Annotated in this window: 20 protein-coding genes; 7 read left to right on the forward strand and 13 right to left on the reverse strand. The window is 54.0% G+C overall.

Translation table 11 applies throughout. The annotated features are described in order from the left end of the window. From ES815_RS07335 to zapE, 7 genes are all read right to left on the reverse strand, one after another. Entirely contained in the window at nucleotides 1–612 is a 612-nt protein-coding gene (locus ES815_RS07335; RefSeq protein ID WP_185902393.1) for a fimbria/pilus chaperone family protein, read from the reverse strand. A 224-nt stretch (nucleotides 613–836) separates the two neighbouring features. Next, entirely contained in the window at nucleotides 837–1,550 is a 714-nt protein-coding gene (locus tag ES815_RS07340) for a DUF1120 domain-containing protein (protein ID WP_142487275.1), read from the reverse strand. Nucleotides 1,551–1,906: 356 nt separating this feature from the next. Beyond that, nucleotides 1,907–2,398: a ClpXP protease specificity-enhancing factor gene (gene sspB / locus ES815_RS07345; RefSeq protein WP_142487276.1), complete on the reverse strand. Its 492-nt coding sequence runs from the start codon at nucleotides 2,396–2,398 to the stop codon at nucleotides 1,907–1,909. A gap of 5 nt (nucleotides 2,399–2,403) precedes the next feature. Continuing rightward, nucleotides 2,404–3,042 carry a stringent starvation protein SspA gene (sspA, locus tag ES815_RS07350; RefSeq protein WP_059307097.1) on the reverse strand — a complete coding sequence of 213 codons (639 nt, stop codon included), beginning with the start codon at nucleotides 3,040–3,042 and terminating at the stop codon, nucleotides 2,404–2,406. A 312-nt stretch (nucleotides 3,043–3,354) separates the two neighbouring features. Further along, nucleotides 3,355–3,747, reverse strand: coding sequence for a 30S ribosomal protein S9 (gene rpsI, locus ES815_RS07360; protein ID WP_003025138.1), 393 nt, complete (start codon nucleotides 3,745–3,747; stop codon nucleotides 3,355–3,357). Between the two features lie 15 nt (nucleotides 3,748–3,762). Then, the gene (gene rplM, locus ES815_RS07365; RefSeq protein WP_024551131.1) at nucleotides 3,763–4,191 is read right to left on the reverse strand and encodes a 50S ribosomal protein L13; all 429 of its coding nucleotides are present in this window, start codon (nucleotides 4,189–4,191) and stop codon (nucleotides 3,763–3,765) included. 289 nt (nucleotides 4,192–4,480) lie between these two features. Then, nucleotides 4,481–5,605 carry a cell division protein ZapE gene (gene zapE, locus ES815_RS07370; protein ID WP_142487278.1) on the reverse strand — a complete coding sequence of 375 codons (1,125 nt, stop codon included), beginning with the start codon at nucleotides 5,603–5,605 and terminating at the stop codon, nucleotides 4,481–4,483. Between the two features lie 190 nt (nucleotides 5,606–5,795). Here zapE and zapG point away from each other — a divergent pair, with 190 nt between their 5' ends. The 3 genes from zapG (at nucleotide 5,796) to degS (ending at nucleotide 8,885) form a co-directional block, all read left to right on the forward strand. Continuing rightward, nucleotides 5,796–6,194: a Z-ring associated protein ZapG gene (gene zapG, locus ES815_RS07375; protein WP_142487279.1), complete on the forward strand. Its 399-nt coding sequence runs from the start codon at nucleotides 5,796–5,798 to the stop codon at nucleotides 6,192–6,194. Nucleotides 6,195–6,364: 170 nt separating this feature from the next. After that, a complete protein-coding gene (gene degQ / locus ES815_RS07380; protein WP_142487280.1) occupies nucleotides 6,365–7,729 on the forward strand; it encodes a serine endoprotease DegQ in 1,365 nt (454 codons plus the stop codon). 88 nt (nucleotides 7,730–7,817) lie between these two features. Then, complete coding sequence (gene degS, locus ES815_RS07385) at nucleotides 7,818–8,885, forward strand: outer membrane-stress sensor serine endopeptidase DegS (protein ID WP_142487281.1); 1,068 nt, start codon at nucleotides 7,818–7,820, stop codon at nucleotides 8,883–8,885. Nucleotides 8,886–8,953: 68 nt separating this feature from the next. Here the strand turns inward: degS and mdh are convergent, their stop codons facing one another. Continuing rightward, on the reverse strand, nucleotides 8,954–9,892 hold the full coding sequence (gene mdh / locus ES815_RS07390) for a malate dehydrogenase (RefSeq protein WP_032614538.1): 939 nt from the start codon (nucleotides 9,890–9,892) through the stop codon (nucleotides 8,954–8,956). Between the two features lie 404 nt (nucleotides 9,893–10,296). On the opposite strand from mdh, the gene argR reads away from it, so the two are divergent. From argR to yhcN (ES815_RS07405), 3 genes are all read left to right on the forward strand, one after another. Next, nucleotides 10,297–10,767, forward strand: a complete 471-nt coding sequence (gene argR / locus ES815_RS07395; protein WP_032614540.1) for a transcriptional regulator ArgR — start codon at nucleotides 10,297–10,299, stop codon at nucleotides 10,765–10,767. Nucleotides 10,768–11,145: 378 nt separating this feature from the next. Then, nucleotides 11,146–11,409, forward strand: coding sequence for a peroxide/acid stress response protein YhcN (gene yhcN, locus ES815_RS07400; RefSeq protein ID WP_142487282.1), 264 nt, complete (start codon nucleotides 11,146–11,148; stop codon nucleotides 11,407–11,409). Between the two features lie 113 nt (nucleotides 11,410–11,522). Continuing rightward, the gene (yhcN, locus tag ES815_RS07405) at nucleotides 11,523–11,789 is read left to right on the forward strand and encodes a peroxide/acid stress response protein YhcN (RefSeq protein ID WP_142487283.1); all 267 of its coding nucleotides are present in this window, start codon (nucleotides 11,523–11,525) and stop codon (nucleotides 11,787–11,789) included. Nucleotides 11,790–11,848: 59 nt separating this feature from the next. Here the strand turns inward: yhcN (ES815_RS07405) and ES815_RS07410 are convergent, their stop codons facing one another. From ES815_RS07410 to aaeX, 5 genes are all read right to left on the reverse strand, one after another. Further along, a complete protein-coding gene (locus tag ES815_RS07410) occupies nucleotides 11,849–12,121 on the reverse strand; it encodes a barstar family protein (RefSeq protein ID WP_142487284.1) in 273 nt (90 codons plus the stop codon). A gap of 45 nt (nucleotides 12,122–12,166) precedes the next feature. Next, nucleotides 12,167–13,621 (reverse strand): NAD-dependent succinate-semialdehyde dehydrogenase, encoded by a 1,455-nt coding sequence (locus ES815_RS07415; RefSeq protein WP_142487285.1) that lies wholly within the window; start codon nucleotides 13,619–13,621, stop codon nucleotides 12,167–12,169. A gap of 87 nt (nucleotides 13,622–13,708) precedes the next feature. Further along, nucleotides 13,709–15,676, reverse strand: coding sequence for a p-hydroxybenzoic acid efflux pump subunit AaeB (gene aaeB / locus ES815_RS07420; protein ID WP_142487286.1), 1,968 nt, complete (start codon nucleotides 15,674–15,676; stop codon nucleotides 13,709–13,711). A gap of 5 nt (nucleotides 15,677–15,681) precedes the next feature. Next, nucleotides 15,682–16,614 (reverse strand): p-hydroxybenzoic acid efflux pump subunit AaeA, encoded by a 933-nt coding sequence (aaeA, locus tag ES815_RS07425; RefSeq protein WP_142487287.1) that lies wholly within the window; start codon nucleotides 16,612–16,614, stop codon nucleotides 15,682–15,684. A gap of 7 nt (nucleotides 16,615–16,621) precedes the next feature. After that, nucleotides 16,622–16,825 carry a p-hydroxybenzoic acid efflux pump operon protein AaeX gene (aaeX, locus tag ES815_RS07430; protein ID WP_032614553.1) on the reverse strand — a complete coding sequence of 68 codons (204 nt, stop codon included), beginning with the start codon at nucleotides 16,823–16,825 and terminating at the stop codon, nucleotides 16,622–16,624. 177 nt (nucleotides 16,826–17,002) lie between these two features. Here aaeX and aaeR point away from each other — a divergent pair, with 177 nt between their 5' ends. Next, a complete protein-coding gene (gene aaeR, locus ES815_RS07435; protein ID WP_142487288.1) occupies nucleotides 17,003–17,926 on the forward strand; it encodes an HTH-type transcriptional activator AaeR in 924 nt (307 codons plus the stop codon). Nucleotides 17,927–17,939: the final 13 nt, after the last annotated feature.

Below are 17,939 nucleotides of genomic sequence, written 5' to 3' on the forward strand. Positions count from 1 at the left end.
TTACTGTAATGGCGCTATATAGCTGTCACCTTTGTACCCGTAACGACTGGCGGGATAAAATTCCACTTTTGTATCCGCTTTATTCGGCAATGCCAGGGTCATACTGGACTGTGGCAATAAATAGGTAGTTTTCAACGCCCCTTGTTTACCGGAGGGTAATGACCTAAACCCTGTCGCCATACGAACGACATAGCTCGATGGATTTGTGACAACCAGAGAGCTTCCCTGTTTGTGCCATTTAAGATGCTTCCAGGGGGCAAGATCTTGCGCAAGACCCGCAGGGTGAATAATTACCGGTAGATCCTGGCGAATGGTGACCGCGAGACGTTCCTTACCTTTTTCTTTCGGCGGAATACCTTCGAAGGTCACTCTCTTGAGCTCTTCCTGCATAAGCGGCTTTTGCGTCTGCAATATAAAACGCATCCGTTGCACCGCTCCCGCCTCCACTCTGACAACAGGCTGAGAAACAATCAGGCGTACAGATTCATCGCTTTCCGGTAAATCCACAATATTGGTATAAAGCAACGCAGGTCTGGAATCCGTATTCGTCACGTTCATACTGGCTTCCCCTTTTTCGGCGTCAATTAATAAGACCGATGTTTCTGGTACCATACCGGAAGCCTAAATTCGCACAGAAATAAATAAAAGAGAGAGAATAATGCTACGCTTCATAATATTCCCATCAAATGCTAATAAAGAAAGTGAGTGTTAATTCCCAGAGGGAATTTATTATGAACCCTGAAATTAAAAATATTTACAGTAAATAATTTATTTAAAGTTAAATGCAATGCGGCGTGTTTTTATTATTAAATCGCCGCACATATTATTATAACGGCTTACAGATAAACGAGGCTCAGAGTGGCATTACCATCCAGAGTAATTTCATCAGAACCCAAAACAGAACTTGTCTGCACGGCTGCTGAAATTTTCAGAGGCGCAGACAGTTCGCTGAACATCTTCGGTTCTGTGGAACCCGTGTTACCGGCAGTGATAATGCGCGAGTTGTCATTAAGCTGATAAGCAGCACCACCGGTCTGCCAGTTCTCGCCTTCATCATCAGAAACAAGCAGGCTTGCCGGTGCACCATCTGCGGTTAAGGTTGCGCTGTCTACGGCAACAGTATACGCGCCGACTTTCGCCTCATTGTTAGCTAAACCCAGACCAAAGCCGAAATAGCTTTGTGTTGCGCTCGCGCCGCCTTCGATCGGAGCATTAATAAATGCGGTTGAAGAGAGCGCTACAGCTGAAGCAGAGCGGTTATCGAGGATTTTGAAGCCAATGGCCGTTGCTGCATCACATTTGACGGTCAGGGTAACTTCTTTAGAACCCAGTTGCACCAGAGTATTGTCAGAAGCAGCATTACGAATTGATGCGGCAGCAATGGAACCAAAAGCGACTTCACCGCTGTTGCTTAATGCTGGGGTGCATGCAGCCGGAATGATGTTGCCAGATACTTTCAGCGTTACATCTCCTGCGGCATTCGCCTGAGCTGCCACCAGCAGCGCAGCACCCATTGCCAGCACCGCGGCATTCTTCTTAAATAGAGTCATTTTGTTCTTTCCTTAATTTTATCAACCAACAACTTTCCCGGTTGGCCACATTTCTACAACTGCATACGGTTTACTATGAAATACATCATTCATAGACTATTTGTAATAAATAGTGTCAGCAAGATTACAGGACATTCTTACGAAGGACATTTAAGATATCTACATATTTTATCAACTTTGACTTAAAACATATTTGTCTGAAATATATTGAATGAATACAACCTCAAAAAATAAGAAATGAACCCTTCATATTTATAAATTATGCATGCCATTTTAAAAATCAAAGATATTTACTTGATAATACATTCAGAGATTAAATCATTGATAATAAAAAAGGACCCTAAGGTCCTTTTATTTTATTTTACGACACGTAAAGCCGGACGGCCGCCGCGCGGAGGCGGAGTATCGTCAGGATCGTCATCATGATCCGGCTTATCACCATCAATGATCGACATCACCGTTTCGCTTTCGCTCCCGGCCACGCCATTTTCATCATTCAGGCTGGCAACCTCTTCATCATAAGCCGCTTCAGGCTCAAACATGGTGCCTGCACCGTTCTCACGGGCGTAGATAGCCAGTACGGCAGCCAGAGGCACAGAAACCTGACGGGGTACGCCACCGAAGCGGGCATTGAAGCGTACTTCATCGTTCGCCAGCTCAAGACCACCCACCGCACGCGGCGCGATGTTCAGTACGATTTGTCCGTCACGTGCATATTCCATAGGAACCTGCACGCCCGGTAACGTCACATCCACTACCAGGTGCGGCGTGAGCTGGTTATCCAGCAGCCATTCATAGAAGGCACGCAGCAGATACGGACGGCGCGGAGACAGCTGTGACATTTCCACAATCATTAACCCCGGCCGAGACGCATTTCACGTTCAGCTTCAGTCAGAGAAGCAAGGAAAGAATCGCGTTCGAAGACACGGGTCATATAGCCTTTAAGCTCTTTCGCACCCGGGCCGCTAAACTCGACGCCCAGAATCGGCAGACGCCACAGCAATGGTGCCAGGTAGCAATCGACCAGGCTGAACTCGTCGCTCAGGAAGAAGGGACGCTGACCGAACACCGGTGCAATCGCCAGCAGCTCTTCACGCAGCTGTTTACGCGCTGCATCAGCTTCTGAGGAGGAGCCATTCACAATGACGTTCATCAGCGTATACCAGTCTTTCTCAATACGCTGCATGTACAGGCGGCTTTCACCACGCGCAACCGGGTAGACCGGCATCAGCGGCGGATGCGGGAAACGCTCATCCAGGTATTCCATAATGATACGGGATTCCCACAGGGTCAGCTCACGATCCACCAGCGTTGGCACGCTCTGGCTTGGATTGAGATCGATAAGATCCTGAGGCGGGTTATCCTTTTCCACATGCTCGATCTCAAAACTGACACCCTTCTCGGCCAGCACGATACGAACCTGATGGCTATAAATGTCAGTAGGACCAGAAAACAGCGTCATTACCGAACGTTTGTTGGCAGCGACAGCCATGAAAACCTCCAGGTATATTCAGAATTTTTACTGCTACCAGCCATACAGGCCAGCCAGATGTTTTGTTGTCCATCCCTGAGAATTTCTCCTCTTGTTCAAAAAGAGAACAAAAATCGAGCATTCACCGTTATTTGGACAGAAAAGTGGATGATAGTTTACCAGATTTTGCGGCCTTTGTGGTGAGGGGATTCTGGAAATGCGGAAAAAGAGGTCACAAAGGATGTCTGCATGTGGATAACCTGAACGTTACCCATAAAAAAACCCGCCGAAGCGGGTTTTTCGCCAATTGTTGTCTGCCGAAGCAGAAACCAATTAACGCTTGGAGAACTGTGGACGACGACGTGCTTTACGCAGGCCGACTTTCTTACGTTCAACCTGACGCGCGTCACGAGTAACGAAGCCAGCTTTACGCAGTTCGCCACGCAGGGACTCGTCGTACTCCATCAGAGCGCGGGTGATACCGTGACGGATCGCACCAGCCTGACCAGAGATACCACCACCTTTAACAGTGATGTACAGATCCAGTTTCTCAACCATGTCGACCAGTTCCAGCGGCTGACGAACTACCATGCGGGCAGTTTCACGACCGAAGTACTGTTCCAGAGAACGTTGGTTGATAACGATTTTACCACTGCCCGGTTTGATGAACACGCGAGCGGCGGAGCTTTTGCGGCGACCAGTGCCGTAGTATTGATTTTCAGCCATTGCCTATAATCCCGATTAGATGTCAAGAACTTGCGGTTGCTGTGCCGCGTGGTTGTGCTCGTTACCTGCGTAAACTTTCAGTTTACGGTACATAGCACGACCCAGCGGGCCTTTTGGCAGCATGCCTTTAACCGCGATTTCAATCACACGCTCAGGACGGCGGGCAATCATCTCTTCAAAGGTCGCTTGTTTGATACCGCCGATGTGGCCGGTGTGGTGATAGTACACTTTGTCAGTACGCTTGTTGCCGGTTACAGCAACTTTGTCAGCATTCAGAACGATGATGTAATCACCGGTATCTACGTGCGGAGTGTATTCCGCTTTGTGCTTACCGCGCAGGCGACGAGCCAGTTCGGTAGCCAGACGGCCCAGAGTTTTACCGGTCGCGTCAACAACATACCAGTCGCGTTTTACGGTTTCTGGTTTAGCTGTAAAAGTTTTCATTAAAAGCTTACCCAAATAAATAAGTTACACGTTGGTGAACACCCAAACGTTTAGTAGTTGAGGTTCACACGACATTGTCCAGCAAACCTACCCCTTCGAATAGCCTATGCCGGCGCAGAGAAAGTTTTGGGAAAAAAACCTTCTTGTAACGTGGGGTCGCAAGATTATAGAGAAGTCGGGGGTAAAGGTCGACCCCTAATTGTGATTTGACGCGGGTTTTTCCGGGTAGGTCGAAAAGCCGGGTGGCGGCTGCGTCCTACCCGGCTAATGGGTGTTTCGAGGATGGCATTTATGGCATGTGTTCGCGCTTCAGGTACTCTTCGCTTTGCATCTCCTGCAGGCGCGACAGGCAGCGCTGGAACTCAAACTTTAGTCGCTCCCCCTGATAGATCTCATATAAAGGGACGGCGGCGCTCACCACCAGCTTGACGTGGCGTTCGTAAAACTCATCAACCAGCGCGATAAAGCGTCGGGCTTCGCTCTCCATCAGCGTGGTCATCACTGGCACATCGAACAACATCACCGTATGGAACAGGCGCGAGAGCGCAATATAGTCGTGCTGGCTGCGGGCATCGACACACAGGGTGGCAAACGACACCGCGAGGGTTTGATTGACAACGCCCAGGGTTTGCAGTGGGCGATGGTTCACCTCCAGCACGGCGGCGTTATCACGCTCGGCCCCGGCCAGCGCCAGCCACAGTTTGTTCATCTGCTGTTGCGTGTCATCGTTTAACGGTGAAATCCACAGATGGGCCTGGGTCAGGGTGCGCAAGCGATAATCGACGCCGGCATCCACATTCATAATGTCGCAATGCGCTTTTATCGCATCGATCGCGGGCAGGAAGCGGGCGCGTTGCAGACCGTTACGGTACAGCTCATCCGGTGGGATGTTGGAGGTTGCTACCAGCGTAATGCCGCGAGCAAACAGCGCTTTCATCAGCCCGCCCAGCAGCATGGCGTCGGTAATGTCAGAGACAAAAAACTCATCGAAGCACAGCACGTCGGTTTCGGCTTTGAAACGCTCGGCAACGATATCCAGCGGATCGCTCTGTCCCTGCAGGGCCGTCAGCTCTTCATGTACCCGCAGCATAAAGCGGTGAAAATGCAGGCGCTGCTTACGCGTTCCCGGCAGGCTCTGATAGAACAGATCCATCAGCCAGGTTTTGCCGCGTCCGACCCCTCCCCACATATATAAGCCGCGTACCGGCGTGACGCTCTGCGGCGCTTTCTTCCCCAATAACCGCCCAAACGCGGCTTTGAGTCCCCCAGCAGGCGCGGCTTCGGCCGGCTGGGTGGTCAGCGCCTGCCAGATGCTGTCCAGACGCCTTACCGCTTCATGCTGTACATCATCTGGCTGGTGGGAGCCCTCGTTCAGGGCCTGTTGGTAACGCGATGTTGGGGAAAGGCTTTGCATAATCTTATTGTTATTCCTTCAATTAATACCCGCCAGCCTGTTCAGTTGGCGAAAAAAAGGCCGTTCTACAGTACGCGATGATGCGGTGGGATTCCACTTCTAAGGAAATAGCGGTTATAGTGGCATAATCAGGCACAGGCATGAAGCCGAGCCAATACCCTACGGAACCACAAGACAACGGGAGAAGTTCATGACCTGGGAATATGCGCTAATTGGTTTAGTCGTCGGCATCGCTATCGGTGCCGTGGCCATGCGTTTTGGAAATCGCAAATTGCGCCAGCAACAGGCGTTGCAGTACGAACTGGAAAAGAACAAAGCTGAACTGGATGAGTATCGTGAAGAGCTGGTAAACCACTTTGCCCAGAGCGCCGAGCTGCTGGACAACATGGCTCATGATTACCGCAAGCTTTATCAGCACATGGCGAAAAGCTCCAGCAGCCTGCTGCCGGAGATGAGCGCAGAGAACAACCCGTTCCGCAACCGTCTGGCAGAGTCCGAAGCCGGTAACGATCAGGCGCCAGTGCAGATGCCACGTGACTACTCCGAAGGCGCATCCGGCCTGCTGCGCGGTGGTGCAAAGCGCGATTAATCGCACATCGCAAATAAATTTTACGGGCGCAGCCATTGCGCCCGTCCTTTCTTCCCGACCCCAGCTATTATTTAGTCAAACACCTCATTGTTCAGCGTTTTAAAATTCAATAACATCAGACTGTTTCAGGGCCGTTATTCCTCCATTCCAGGTTGCGAGAGCCAGCATAAATGAACAAAAAAAATCAGCTGTTGAGCGCGTTAGCATTGAGTATCGGATTATCGCTGTCGGCATCGTATCCAGCGGCGGCAGCCATCCCTTCACAGGTTCCGGGCCAGGCCGCGCTTCCGAGCCTTGCGCCGATGCTGGAAAAAGTCCTGCCCGCGGTGGTCAGCGTGCAGGTCGAAGGCACCGCCGTGCAAAGCCAGCGCATCCCGGAAGAGTTGAAAAAGTATTTTGGCGACGATGCCCCCGACCAGGCGCAGCCTTTTGAAGGGCTGGGCTCCGGCGTGGTGATCGATGCCGCGAAAGGCTACGTGCTGACCAATAACCACGTTATCAGTCATGCCGATAAAATTAGCGTCCAGATGAACGATGGGCGGGAGTTTGACGCCAAACTGATTGGCGGGGACGATCAGAGCGATATCGCCCTGCTGCAGTTACAGAACCCAACCGGCCTGACGCAAATCGCCATCGCCGATTCCGATAAGCTGCGCGTTGGGGATTTCGCCGTCGCGGTCGGTAATCCTTTCGGTCTGGGCCAGACGGCTACCTCGGGCATCGTCTCTGCGCTGGGCCGCAGTGGCCTAAACCTTGAGGGTCTGGAAAACTTTATCCAGACCGACGCCTCCATTAACCGCGGCAACTCCGGCGGTGCGTTGCTGAACCTGAACGGGGAGCTGATCGGCATTAACACCGCCATTCTGGCGCCTGGCGGCGGCAGCGTGGGGATTGGTTTTGCGATTCCCAGCAACATGGCCCGCACCCTGGCACAGCAGCTGATTGAGTTTGGTGAAGTGAAGCGCGGGCTGCTGGGCATTAAAGGCACGGAAATGAGCGCAGATATTGCCAAAGCGTTCAACCTGAACGTTCAGCGCGGCGCTTTCGTCAGCGAAGTGATACCGAATTCCGGCTCGGCAAAAGCGGGGGTCAAATCCGGGGACGTGATCGTTAGCCTGAATGATAAACCGTTAAGCAGTTTTGCCGAACTGCGCTCGCGCATTGCCACCACGGAGCCGGGTGCCACGGTTAAGCTCGGCATTTTGCGTGAAGGCAAACCGCTGGATCTACAGGTCACGCTGGATAAAAGCACCTCATCATCGGCCAGCGCAGAGATGATTGCCCCGGCACTGCAGGGGGCGACCTTAAGCGACGGGCAGTTAAAAGACGGTACCAAAGGCATCACTCTCGACAGCGTCGAGAAAAGCAGCCCTGCCGCGCAGGCCGGTCTGCATGAGAATGATGTGATCGTCGGGGTGAACCGCGTTCGCGTGCAGTCCATTGCCGAAATGCGCAAAGTGCTGGAAAGTAAACCTACCGTTATTGCCCTGCAGATCGTACGCGGCAACGACACACTCTATATTCTGCTGCGTTAAGCCTGTACGCGTCCGGGCATCACCCCGTGTGATGTCCGGATAAGTCATGCTATGCTGCTTGCGATCTTCCCTTAACGACGCCCGTATCATGGTTTTAAAGCTCATTCGTTCGGTCGCCATCGGCCTGGTTGTAGGTGGCCTGTTACTGGTCGCGATGCCCTCTTTACGTCAGTTTAATCAGCTGGCTGCGCCGCAGTTTGACAGCGCAGATGAAACGCCTGCCAGTTACAATCAGGCAGTACGCCGCGCCGCCCCTGCGGTGGTTAACGTCTATAACCGTGGGCTGAACAGCACCAGCCATAATCAGCTGGAGATCCGCACTCTGGGCTCCGGGGTAATTATGGATGAACGCGGCTACATCATTACTAACAAACATGTGATCAACGATGCCGATCAGATCATCGTTGCGCTGCAGGATGGCCGCGTCTTTGAAGCCCTGCTGGTCGGCTCCGACAGCCTGACGGATCTGGCGGTCCTCAAAATCACCGCCACGGGCGGCCTGCCCGTCATCCCCATCAACCGTAAACGTACCCCGCATATCGGTGACGTGGTGCTGGCGATCGGTAACCCGTATAACCTCGGGCAGACCATCACCCAGGGGATTATTAGCGCGACGGGGCGTATTGGCCTGAACCCCTCCGGGCGGCAGAACTTCCTGCAGACGGATGCCTCCATCAACCACGGTAACTCCGGCGGCGCGCTGGTGAACTCGCTGGGCGAACTGATGGGCATCAATACCCTCTCGTTTGATAAGAGCAACGATGGGGAAACCCCCGAAGGCATCGGCTTCGCCATCCCGTTCCAGCTGGCCAACAAGATTATGGATAAGCTCATTCGCGATGGACGGGTTATCCGTGGCTACATTGGCATTGGCGGGCGTGAGATTGCTCCGCTGCATACCCAGGGTGGCGGCATCGACCAGATTCAGGGGATTGTAGTGAACGAAGTCACCTCTGGCGGTCCGGCGGCGGAAGCGGGCATCAAGGTCAACGACGTTATCGTCTCGGTGAACGGTAAACCGGCGATATCGGCTCTCGAGACCATGGATCAGGTGGCTGAAATCAGGCCTGGCTCCATCATTCCGGTGGAAGTGATGCGGGATGATAAGAAACTGACGCTGCAGGTGACCATTCAGGAATACCCGGCCACCAACTGAGTCAGCAGAGATAAAAAAACCGGAGCATTGGCTCCGGTTTTTTATTGCCCTGACGGGAAGCGAGTCGCTTACTTATTAACGAACTCTTCGCCCAGGACGATATCGTTCTTCAGCGTGTCCAGCATGCCGGCCATCGCCTGCTGCTCGAACGCGCTCAGGGTGCCGATAGATTTACGCTCTTCGATACCGTTTTTACCCAGCAGCAGCGGCTGAGAGAAGAAGCGTGCGTGCTCGCCGTCGCCTTCAACGTACGCACATTCCACCACGCCTTGCTCGCCCTGCAGGGCGCGTACCAGAGACAGACCGAAACGTGCTGCAGCCTGACCCATAGAGAGGGTTGCAGAGCCGCCACCCGCCTTCGCTTCCACCACTTCGGTGCCAGCGTTCTGGATGCGTTTGGTCAGGTCAGCCACTTCCTGCTCGGTGAAGCTGACGCCTGGGATCTGGGACAGCAGTGGCAGAATGGTCACGCCAGAGTGGCCGCCGATAACCGGAACTTCGAGCTCGGTTGGCTGCTTGCCTTTCAGTTCCGCCACAAAGGTGTTGGAGCGGATGATGTCCAGCGTGGTCACGCCAAACAGTTTGTTCTTGTCATACACGCCCGCTTTTTTCAGCACTTCTGCTGCAATAGCCACGGTGGTGTTAACCGGGTTAGTGATGATACCGATGCAGGCTTTCGGGCAAGTTGTTGCTACCTGCTGAATCAGGTTCTTAACGATACCCGCATTCACGTTGAACAGGTCGGAACGATCCATACCAGGCTTACGCGCCACGCCTGCGGAGATCAGCACAACGTCTGCGCCTTCGAGCGCCGGGCGCGCATCTTCACCGGAGAAGCCTTTGATTTTGACAGCCGTCGGGATGTGGCTCAGGTCAACCGCCACACCAGGGGTTACCGGGGCGATGTCGTACAGAGAGAGTTCTGAGCCTGCAGGCAGCTGAGTTTTCAGTAGTAGGGCAAGCGCCTGGCCGATACCGCCAGCAGCGCCGAGGACTGCGACTTTCATCCTAAACTCCTTATTATGGTGAGCTAACTTTCTGTTACTCCGTCGCGGCGACCTTAATTCAGCAGATCAATAATTACAATCTTCATAATGTGAGAATTAGCGGTCACGCGCTTTTCGCCTCTGCCGGAAGACTATCGGGCGTTATGCGATAACTAAGCAACGAATTAAGAGGGGATTACAATACACCCTCGCCAGCCACCAAAACAACATCAATTTGATAACATTTAATTTACTTTTAACCTTATTTGCGAGGCGTGACGCAGGCATGTTCCTTGATAACGAAATTTGATAAAATCACTCCCTTTCATAACATTATTTCAGCCTAAGATTGGGCAGATAGTTTGCATAAAAATTCATCCATGTGCATAATAATGTTGTTTCTACCGCTATATTTCGGGTGATTTATGCGAATCTCTTCTAAACAAGAAGAATTGGTTAAGGCGTTTAAAGCGCTGCTTAAAGAAGAAAAGTTTAGTTCTCAGGGTGAGATCGTCCAGGCCTTACAGGAAGAAGGCTTCGAAAATATCAACCAGTCGAAAGTCTCCCGCATGTTAACCAAATTTGGCGCGGTGCGTACCCGCAACGCCAAAATGGAGATGGTTTACTGTCTGCCTGCTGAGCTGGGCGTACCGACAACTTCAAGCCCGCTGAAGAATCTGGTGCTGGATATTGACTATAACGATGCCGTGGTGGTGATCCACACCAGCCCGGGCGCAGCCCAGCTGATTGCGCGTCTGCTCGACTCGCTCGGCAAAGCAGAAGGTATTCTCGGCACTATCGCCGGGGACGATACCATCTTCACTACCCCGGCCAATGGTTTCTCGGTGAAAGATCTCTACGAAGCCATTCTGGTGCTGTTCGAACAGGAACTCTGATCCCCCTGCCCTGCTGCGTACCGCAGCGGGGAATCTTCGGCTCCCGCCTCGTTTCTCCTTACAATCTGTTATCTGTGATTTAACAAATAGTGCGTTTTTCTGGTTCAATTCATTCATACAGTGGATGATCCGCTGCGCGACCGCACAAATAATCAAATCACCTCATCCCCATGATTTTAATGGAAATAAATCGATACCACGCGTTTAACCAAGCCTTTTTTATTCCTATCAGTTATAAAAATCTATCTTCTTAATACGTAATTTCACGAGAAACAATTAGCATGGTATTAATTTTTGCCGTTATTAGTGTATACTTGATTTTGTGATGAGGGTCACGAAACGAAGACCCCAGTAAAGAATATGACGAGGAAGAAAATCATGAAAATCAAAACTACCGTAGCCACACTAAGCATTCTCTCTGTTCTGTCTTTCGGTGCTTTTGCCGCCGATGCGATTAACGCCGATCAGGCTCAGTCCCGTGAGTCAATTGGTACCGTTTCTGTTGGTGCAGTCGGTACTTCTCCGATGGACATGAATCAGATGCTGAACAAGAAAGCGCAGGAACAGGGTGCCTCCTCCTATCGCGTTATCGAAGCGCGTACCGGTGACCACTGGCATGCTACTGCTGAGCTGTACAAATAAGCCGTACCGAGCAATATCCGATATACCCGTTATCTCAGTTCAACGACACCAGGTATAAAAATAGCAGCACAACCCTTCTGGTCGTTGAATGTGCCCTGTAAGGAGTAAAGACTATGAACACTAAATTAATTATCGCCACCCTTGGTTTAGCTTCCGTTCTCTCATTCGGTGCCAGTGCAGCTGTGCATCAGGTTACCGCGGAACAAGCACAAGGCCTGCAATCAATGGGTAGCGTAGGCGTTACCGAAGTTGCCGGTTCCCCGATGGATATCCGTCAGGCCCTGGCAGCAAAAGCTGAAAAAGCGGGTGCCAGCAGCTATCGCGTTACCGAGCTGAATACCGGTGACCACTGGCATGCAACCGCTGAGCTGTACAAATAAACCCTCGTCGTATTGAACTACGACTTGCCCCTGCTTCGCAGGGGCTTTTTTTTGCCTTTTTACGGGCGAACGTTAAAGCGGATCTGGCCTTCCAGCTCCTCTTCCGCTTCATCAAACAGCAGGATCAGCGCGCCGAAGCGTCTGCGCAGCTTCTCCGGCAAATGGGTAAACTCGATTTCAAGCGGCAGCGGCAGCTGATTGCCGGTTACGATCTCCCATAAAGAATCCAGGTTGGTCACACTCTCCCGCGCGATGCCAAAGGTACGTGAAAACTCACGGTAAAAGTCTTCCTGACTGTCGATTTCATCAAAATCAAAGGTATAAATATTCATTTCCCGCTACCCCGTCCAGGCGGGCGGCTGATGCCGCCCTGCCAATTATAATCCCCCGATATGCAGGGTTTTTACTTCAAGGAACTCCTCCAGTCCCAGTACAGAGCCCTCACGACCCAGCCCGGACTCTTTTACCCCACCAAACGGCCCCAGCTCGGTGGAGACCGCGCATTCGTTAATCCCGATCATCCCGCTCTCAATGGCCTGCGAAACGCGGAACACCCGCTGCAGATTCTGGGTATAGAAATAGGCGGCCAGACCAAAGGGCGTATTATTGGCGCGCTGAATCACTTCCTCTTCCGAGGTGAAACGGAAGCAGGCCGCCACGGGCCCAAAGGTCTCTTCGCTGGCCAGCGCCATCCCTTCATGGCAATCGCCCAATACCGTCGGCTGCCAGAAATTGCCGCCCAGATCGTGCGCCTTGCCCCCTGCCAGTACCGTCGCCCCTTTGGCGACCGCGTCCTCGACATGCTCGCGCACTTTTTTCACTGCGGCAGGTTCAATCAGCGGACCGACAACGGTGCCCTCCTCCAGGCCGTTACCCACTTTTAAGTCGTTGACGGCGGCGGCGAGCTGGCTGACGAAGGCGTCATACACTGACTCCTGAATATAGAAACGGTTAACGCTGACGCAGACCTGGCCCGCATTGCGGAATTTGTTGGCGATGGCCCCTTTTACCGCAGCATCAATATCGGCATCGTCGAAGACGATATAAGGCGCATTCCCGCCCAGCTCCATCGAGACTTTTTTCATGGTCTCGGCGGCATTGCGCACCAGCGTTTTGCCGACCGCCGTCGAGCCGGTAAAGGAGATTTTGCGCACTTCATGGCTGGCCATGATCGCATCGCTTATCTCAGAGGTGTTGCCCGCCACCGCATTGAGTACACCGTCCGGGACGCCCGCTTTTTTGGCAAGGGTCAGCAGTGCAAAAGCGCTGAGCGGCGTATTGTTAGCTGGTTTGATCACCCCGGTGCAGCCTGCTGCCAGCGCCGGACCCAGCTTGCGGGTCAGCATCGCCATCGGGAAGTTCCACGGCGTGATGGCCGCCACCACGCCAACCGGTTCGCGGGTGGCCAGAATGCGGGAGCCGGGTTTAACCGGGGGAATGATTTCGCCGTTGGCGCGTTTGGCCTGCTCGGCGAACCACTGAATAAAGCTGGCCGCATACTCAACCTCGCCTTCCGCCTCTTTCAGCGGTTTGCCCTGCTCGGTGGTCATCAGTTGTCCAAGCCACTGCTTGTTTTCAATGATTAATTCATACCAGCGGTAGAGGATGGTCGAGCGCTCTTTTGCGGTTCTGGCCCGCCAAGCCGGAAAAGCACGGCTTGCGGCGGCGATAGCTTCTTCGGTCTCTTTGGTGCCCGCTTTTGCCACTTTAGCGATCGCCTCGCCGGTGGCCGGGTTAAGTACATCGAATGTGGTGTCGAGCGTTTTCCATACGCCATCAACCAGATATCCTGTCTGAAATAGCGCGCTGTCCTGAAGAGCCTGGGTAGTCATGTATCCTCCCATTCCGGGTTTAAGTACTTGCCCGAATAAGTATAGTCACAAAAAAACCGACGCTTACGGCGTCGGTTTTCAGGAGGATCAGCTGTCGGTGAGTGCATTCTGGTAGCGATGCAGCATCCCCACCAGCCGCTGCACCGGTTCGGTCACCTGTCGCGGTGCCTCCCAGATGCGCAGTTTTTCCTGGTAGATGTCCAGCTCCTCAAGCAGCTGAGCAAAATAGCGGCGCCGCTTATCGTCACTGGTGGCCGAAATGACATGATCGGCAGTGCGCCGCAGCTGGCGGTGGAACGCCGAGAGATCGTCATTAACCGGCACCGGCGCATTGCGCAGACGCTGGTGGGCGATGATCAGGGTCAGGGCCAGACGGAATTTGGCGATGTCGCCCGGGAATTTGGTCAGCAGTAAAAACAGCTGCTGATAGAGCGCGGGCAGATGGTTCTCTTTGCGCCGGGCGGTGTTGGTGGTCATCGCAGAGACGGCGGCAGAAACAAACTGGTTCAGCAGCACGCGTCCGGTGCGGGCCTGTGAGTTATCACGCACCAGCAGAATGACCATCATCGCGAGGAAACAGCCGACAATCTGCCCCAGCGCGCTGTCGAGAAACTGGCTGAAGTGGAACGTCATCGGATTATCCAGCACCAGAATATTGATGGTGCTGGCCAGCGCCCCGAGCGAGCCCAGGCGTCGCTTCTGTACCTCGATACCAATAAAGAAGGCCATTACGGCAAGACTGATACAGAGCAACAGCATGCTTTGCTGGGTCGAGGGCAGAACCACCAGGAAATAGAAGGCCCCAAGCGGCAGTGCTGCCAGGGTGCCGTAGAGAAAATCGAGCGCCACCATCCGCGGATTGGGAAGACGCATCGCCAGCGAAGTGACCACGGCGATCATCACCATCGCACCGCTGCCGGAGGTCCAGCCGGTCCATAGCCAGAACAGCGTCCCGAGCATACAGGCGAGCGTGGTGCGCCAGAAGTTGACCATCGCATGGTGACGTTCCGCCGACTCGGCTTTAACCACTACCTCGCCCTGCAGGACTTCCTCTTCGGTGGCGCTGATTTTGGTATTGCCAATCACGCCACGCTTGAGGAGCAGGTAGCGCGTCGCCGCCCCAACCCAGGTGTAGATGGTGACCGGAGTATCGCGCTCGCCGGTCCAGGCGATGACTCGCCGCATCCTTTTGAGCTGTTTATGCACATCCTGCACGGTGGCAACGGGGGTGGCAAACTGCTCCCGGAAGGTATCAGTGATCGCTTCGGGGCGGGTATTCTGGATCAGATAGGTTTCGCAGGCCTGGGTGATCAGGGTTAAGGAGACGGTATTGAGCGCCTTCAGGCGGCGGTTGGCTCGCGACCAGCGCGACGACTCCATATTGAGGTTGCTGCGCATCCCTTCCAGCGCGGTGGTACGTCGCACCAGCGCACTCCAGGCGTTATCGACCTCTTCACTGTCGCCATGCTTAATGCACAGCTGCATCAGCTGATACTGGGCGACGATCAGCGCATCCAGCTCGCGATCCACCTCCTGCTTAATGGAGCGGGGGGAGAACAGCAGATCCGCCACGATCGCACAGACAATCCCCATCACGATCTCACTGCAGCGCTCCACGGCAAACTGCGGCGCCAGCAGCGGGTTGGTCTGAATGGTGATGATAATGATCAGCGCGGTATAGCCGGAAAGGCCCCAGGCGTAAGAGTTTTCCACCCGTACCAGGGAGGAGATCCAGGTGCAAAAACCGGCCCAGATACAGCACACCATCAGCATCAGCAGCGGGGTGCGGATCATCAAAATGACGATGGTCAGCGCGGCGATACAGCCAATAAAGGTGCCGACAATACGCAGCATCCCGCGATAGCGTATTGCCCCGGAGTAAGGTTCCCCGCCCGCCGCAAAGGCCGGGCCTGCGGCGACAATCGCCGCGGTCAGTACCGCCCAGCGGGGCGTTTCCAGCTGAAAGTGAAAGCCAACGAACAGCGCCAGCACGATGGCGAAGGCCAGCTTAATCGCAAAGCGCAGGTGCTGATTGGCGATGGAGAAGATGCCCATGGCGATTAACCAAACTCACGCAGGCGGTGAGCAATTTTGCGGAACAGCGAGTCATGGCTGGCGTCCCGATCTTTCTCACCGGTGATCACCACCGTGGCGGTGGTGCCCGCAGGCCACAGGTTGCCCTGCTGTTCATCCAGTCGAATACGCACCGGCACGCGCTGCGCCAGACGCACCCACTCAAGATTGGAGTCGACGGTCGCCATCCCTTTACTGTCACGGGTGGCGCTGGAGTTGGTCACCCCTGCCGCCACGCTGTCGACCATCCCTTTCAGGACACGGTTGCTGCCCAGCGGGGTGATTTCCGCCCGATAGCCCGGACGGACGTTCTCCAGCTTGGTCTCTTCCATATAGGCGAGCACATAGAAGGAGTGCTGTTTGACCAGCGCCACGGCGGTGGAGCCGCGGGTAATAAATTCCCCGGTATAGACATTGAGGTTGGTCACCCAGCCGTCGGACGGCGCGCGGATCACGGTACGCTCAAGATCGAGCTTCGCCAGATCGCGCGTGGCTTCGGCCTTCGCCAGCTGATGCAGCACGGTTTGCAGCACGTTGTTGGATTGATCGATCTCCTCGCGGGACATCGCCTGCACACCCAGCTGATTACGGCGCCCCGCCTCACGGCGTTTCTCCGCAGCCAGCGCCTGGTAGTAGGCGACATCCGCCTCCGCTTCTTCCAGCGATTTCTGATAGCGAGGCTGATCGACGGTGAACAGCACCTGATCCTTTTTCACCAGCTGGTTGTCATGCACATTGACGGCAGTGATCAGGCCCGCCACGTCCGGCGCAATGGCGACGATGTCGGCGCTAAAGCGCGCATCGCGCGTCCAGGGCGACTCGGTGTAATAAACCCATGCGCGAAAAATCGCGATGAACGCGAGGATAACCAGTGCCAGGGTAATGGCGGTACGGGAGATTTTTCTTGTTAGCGTTTTCACATCTACCTCAAACAAACAGGCGCGATACCAGATAGAACAGGCAGCAATACAGCGCGGAATTGAACAATGCAGGGTGCCAGACGAAATCATAGATCCCGGTAGGAGCCAGCACCTTTCGCACCAGCCAAAAAATCGCCAGTGATAAAAGAAGTTCGAAGAATATCGGGGGGAACGATAATCCGAACACCACGATAACGGGAAACAGACTCATGTTGACCTTGATTAGAGCGAGCAGGCGAAAGAATTATTCAGCATACGGCACCGCAGAAGGGGCAAGAAAAGCCGGGCGAGAGTGGCGTAGCTATAATGTATTAATAATATATTAGCGTAACTGTTATGCTGTTATCTATCATATGTGATCTAAATCACTTTTAAGCCAGAGTGAATAATGGAACGTCTAAAACGGATGTCAGTTTTTGCCAAAGTCGTTGAGCTGGGCTCCTTCACAGCCGCGGCCAGGCAACTACAAATGAGCGTCTCGTCAATCAGTCAGACCGTCGCCAAACTGGAAGATGACCTCCAGGTGAAGCTCCTCAACCGCAGCACCCGCAGCCTTGGTCTGACCGAAGCCGGCAAAATCTATTATCAGGGCTGTCGGCGGATGTTGTATGAGGCCCAGTCGGTGCATGAGCAACTTTACGCCTTCAACAACACTCCCATCGGTACGCTGCGTATCGGGTGCTCTTCAACTATGGCACAAAATGTGCTGGCCGGAATGACCGCCGACATGTTGCAGGAGTACCCGGGGCTGACGGTCAATCTGGTCACTGGTATTCCCGCCCCGGATCTGATTGCCGACGGGCTGGATGTGGTGATCCGGGTCGGGGCGTTGCAGGACTCCAGCCTCTTTTCCCGCCGCCTGGGCAGTATGCCGATGGTGGTATGCGCGGCGAAAAAGTATCTCGCCAGAGCGGGGAGCCCGGAGAAGCCGGCGGATCTCAGCAATCACGCCTGGCTGGAGTATAGCGTGCGCCCGGATAATGAATTTGAGCTGGTCGCGCCGGAAGGGCTCTCGACAAAACTGCTGCCGCAGGGGCGCTTTGTTACCAACGATCCGATGACGATCTCCCGCTGGCTGGTGGCCGGGGCCGGGATCGCTTACGTCCCGCTGATGTGGGTGATCAACGAGATCAACAGCGGCGAGCTGGAGATCCTCTTCCCGCGCTATCAGTCGGACCCGCGCCCGGTTTATGCGGTCTATACCGAAAAGGACAAACTGCCGCTGAAGGTGCAGGTGTGCATTAACTATCTGACGGATTATTTCGTGCAGGTGGCGGCGCTGTTTCAGGAGATGCGGGGAAGGAAGGAATAACCCTCTCCCACAG

The organism is Leclercia adecarboxylata (assembly GCF_006874705.1).
GTDB classification, from domain to species: Bacteria; Pseudomonadota; Gammaproteobacteria; order Enterobacterales; family Enterobacteriaceae; genus Enterobacter; species Enterobacter adecarboxylatus_C.